The sequence below is a fragment of the Sphingomonas sp. 2378 genome (assembly GCF_038084995.1).
GTDB lineage: Bacteria > Pseudomonadota > Alphaproteobacteria > Sphingomonadales > Sphingomonadaceae > Sphingomonas.
This window is the reverse complement of record NZ_JAXCMJ010000091.1, coordinates 1-2,937: the sequence shown is the minus strand read 5'-3', so window position 1 is coordinate 2,937 and position 2,937 is coordinate 1. Positions and strand designations below refer to the sequence as shown.

Annotated in this window: 3 protein-coding genes; all 3 read left to right on the top strand. The window is 65.9% G+C overall.

Going from position 1 to position 2,937, the window contains the following annotated elements:
• The first annotated feature begins 376 nt into the window (after window positions 1-376).
• The 3 genes from SM191_RS19285 to SM191_RS19275 are packed head-to-tail and all read left to right on the top strand — an operon-like array spanning window position 377 to window position 2,427.
• A complete protein-coding gene (locus SM191_RS19285; protein WP_341507622.1) occupies window positions 377-1,606 on the top strand; it encodes an MFS transporter in 1,230 nt (409 codons plus the stop codon).
• The gene (locus SM191_RS19280; RefSeq protein WP_341507621.1) at window positions 1,603-2,172 is read left to right on the top strand and encodes a helix-turn-helix transcriptional regulator; all 570 of its coding nucleotides are present in this window, start codon (window positions 1,603-1,605) and stop codon (window positions 2,170-2,172) included. The genes SM191_RS19285 and SM191_RS19280 overlap by 4 nt, the downstream gene beginning before the upstream one ends.
• A 9-nt stretch (window positions 2,173-2,181) precedes the next feature.
• Entirely contained in the window at window positions 2,182-2,427 is a 246-nt protein-coding gene (locus tag SM191_RS19275; protein ID WP_341507620.1) for an HD domain-containing protein, read from the top strand.
• Window positions 2,428-2,937 lie beyond the last annotated feature (510 nt).

Below are 2,937 nucleotides of genomic sequence, written 5' to 3'. Positions count from 1 at the left end.
CGCGTCCGCATCGAACGCATCGCCATATCGTCGAGCATCCGCTGACGCAGCGCGGTGATGGGGGCTTGGGTCGGTGACGTCGTCATGACAGGGTTCCTCATGTTGAAGGAACCCCATCGTCTGCCTCCGATGCCGCAGGGCCAAACCTCAAAGCAGGCGCACTACCTCACCGCCAACACCACTGCCGCGCAGCGGCTTCGTGCATTGGGCGAGAGCGGACAGGATGCACTTCCCGATTGCGAACCGCCAGCGAGACTGTCGGGCCAATCCATCGGGATGGAAGATCGCGAAGGCCTTTGCTCGCGGCGTTCGGGGGCGTGAGCGCACGCATTCTTTATTCGTGGGCAAAGTCCGCCGCCATCTGTAGGCGAGCGTCATGCAACGACGTTGGCCTACCATCATCGCCCTGTGGCTGATCGGCGTGCTGGCGGCGGCACAGCTCGCCAAATTCTCCACGATCGCGCCGGTGCTGCGCGTTCGGTATGATCTGTCGCTTTCCCAAACGGGCCTGTTGATCTCGTTGCTGGAGATAGGCGGGGGGCTGTTCGGCTTTGCCGCGGGCCTGGCCCTTCTATGGATCAGCATCCGAAGGTCGTTGATCGCCGGGGCGGCGATCCTGGCGCTCACCAGCCTGGCGGAGGCGGTCGCGCCGAACGCGACGACATTGTTCGCGGCCAGAACCATCGAGGGCATCGGCTATCTGCTCGTCGTCATCGCGGCCCCCACCGCCATCGCGGCCATCGCCGAGGATCGCGAGCGGGGCCGCGCCCTGGCGCTGTGGAGCAGCTTCGTGCCGGTCGGCATCGCGGTGGGCAGCGCGATCGCGGCCATCGGCGTTCCGGTGCTGGGTATCCACGGCGTCCTGCTCTTATGGGCAGGCCTGCTGGCCATGACGCTGGTTCCGGTCTTCCGCCTCCGGCTTGGCACGGACAGCGTCCAGCGGATGACGTTGCCCGCGCCGGCCGCCTGGATTTCGACCCTGGCGTTCGGGCTCTACACGCTGTTCCTCTGCGCGCTGACGATGCTGCTGCCGACGTTGCTGATCGCGGAACACGGGGCCAGCCTGGGCCAGGCGGGCTTTGTCGCGTCGGTTGCCGCCTTGTCGGCACTGCCCGCCTCCGGGGTGGCGATCCTGATGATGCGACAGGGCGCGCTGCCGCCGCTTCGACTGCTGACGACCGCGTTTCCCGCGCTGGTCGGGACCGCGATGCTCGTCCCGCTGGGACTGGGCGGCGGGTTCGGCCTGTCCGCCACCGCATGGCTGCTGGTGGCCGCGGTGATGCTGAGCGGTATCGTCCCGCCCTTGATGTTCGCCCGTCTTCCCGTGCTGGCGGGCGCGACCGGGCCGCATGATCCGCGCATCGCGACCGCCAACGGGCTGTTGACCCAGTTCGGCGCCGCGGGCGCTCTGATCGGTCCCCCGCTGGGCGGACTGATCGTGGAGGGATATGGCTGGTCGGCCCTGGGGCTCGTCATCGCGCTGCTGACCCTTGCCATGCTCGCGCTCGTGGGGCTGGCGGAATGGATCGCCATGCGATCGGCACGCACGGACCGTCGGCATTATACCATGCCACAGGGTCCGATCCGAGGGCGGGGGGCGAGGTGAGGGAAGCGGTTTCCATTCCCGGCGGCCATCTGGGTGTGCGGCTGCGGCGGTTTCGGCGGCTGCGCGGGCTGAAACAGGCGCATGTCGCGGAGACGCTGGGCGTATCGCAGGGGCTGGTGTCGCGCTGGGAGTCCGGTCAGCACGTGCCATCGCCCGAACTCGCTCGTCCGATCCGCGATCTCATCGCCGTGCCACCGGACGCTTCCTCCGACCGCGCGCTGCGCCGGCTCGTCGAGTCCGCCAACCTTCCCGTCCATCTGATCTGCGACGCGACCCACCGCCTGCTCGCGGCCTCCCCGGGGCGCGAGCGGGAATGGGGAGCATCCGCCTGCGCGTTCGTCGGACGCTCGCTATGGCGATACGCTACCGACGAGATCGTCATGGCGGAGGATCGCCTGGCCGATCACGGATGGTTCGACCGTGCCGATCCTGCCCGCCTGTCGATCCCGACGCGGGGCAACGGCAATGATGAGATGCGTATCCTCCCCAGCACGCTGGAATGGGAGCAGATCGGCCTCGCCGACGGCCGTGTCGGCCGGCTGGTGACGACCGTGGCGTTTGCCTGAGGTCGTATATTGCATTCGTGGTCGCGGGGGTGGGAGGCGGCGGAAAGCCCCGAGGCTCGGTTCGCCAAGTGCCAGGATCGGCTGCAACCCTTATTGCTGAACACGCTGACGGGCGGGGGCATCGGGACCGAGAACCGCGTGTCGGAACGACAGGTCTGTGAACGCTACGGCCCGATCATGGCCGGCACCTCGCCGCTGCTGTGGGATCATGCGCGCAGGCTGGTCGCGCAGCATTTCGGTGGAGCGATGCCATAGGGTGAAAGGGCATCCCGACGACCAGGCAAAGCGGGTCGGTCAGGTCGGTGTTGCCCGATGCAGGCGGTTCTCCCAAAACATGCGCCCGAATGTCGTTTTCCGAAACGGGTTTTCGACATGGTATATCGGTAATGCAGAAGCGCACGATCAGGATCGACGGCAATTCACCTTCCGTATTCTCCGTGGATCTACGTCGTCACCCACTATGCGCTATCTGCCGCTCAATTTAACATAAGATATATTATCGAACCGCAGAAATGTTCCCGCAATTTAGAAAAGGCATAATCGTCACCAGATAGAAATGACACCGTCTGGTAGCAGCGGGGGCAGCGTGGAGCCATCCAAACAGCGCAGCGCTGCCCCCGCTGATGCGATCACTTCGCGGCTCCTGACCCTAGACCCGCTGCGCCCGCAGCGGGCTCGGTCACGCCGGTTTTCAGACGACCCGCCCTTTCCCGAAACTCCATGTCCGATGGCGCATTTCGGGAAAAGGCAATCGGGAACAGATTT